Source organism: Vibrio sp. 1078-1 (genome assembly GCF_033340475.1).
Window position 1 is genome coordinate 1 of the sequence record NZ_JAWOWM010000485.1, and the last position, 639, is coordinate 639.

The window sequence follows — 639 nt, forward strand, 5'->3', positions numbered from 1 at the left end:
ACCATTGCTGGCACGCGGAAGCCACCTTCCCAACCTGTGTTTTTCTCACCACGGAAAGGACCAAATGCCGCATCAGGCCAGGTCGCGTTCATCGGGCCATTATCGGTGGTGTAAATCACGATGGTGTTGTCGGCAACTTTCAGATCATCCAGTTTATCTAGCAACTCACCAACCATGTTGTCGTGCTCTACCATACCATCTGCGTATTCACCCAAACCTGTCGTACGGTTTTCTTCTTTCACGTGCGTTCTGATGTGCATGCGCGTTGCGTTGTACCACAAGAAGAACGGCTTGTTCGCTTTAACCTGACGCTCCATGAAGTTCATTGCCGCGTCTAGCGTTTCTTGGTCGACCGTTTCCATGCGCTTACGTGTCAAAGGACCCGTATCTTCAATTTTGCCATCGGCATAAGAATGGATTACACCACGTGGGCCAAAGTTTTTGCGGAACGCAGGATCTTTCGGGTAATCAGGGTTTTCAGGCTCTTCTTCCGCGTTCAAGTGGTAAAGGTTACCCATAAACTCATCAAAACCGTGGTTTGTTGGCAACATTTCATCTTTGTCACCAAGGTGGTTTTTACCAAAGTGGCCTGTCGCGTAGCCCATATCTTTAAGTGCCGGCGCCATTGTAATGTCTTGC

The 639-nt window shown here is 49.1% G+C and carries 1 protein-coding gene; it reads right to left on the reverse strand.

The genetic code is table 11. The features are described from left to right. The coding region (locus R7190_RS28335; RefSeq protein WP_318137986.1) for a sulfatase-like hydrolase/transferase at positions 1–639 on the reverse strand (639 nt) is incomplete at both ends.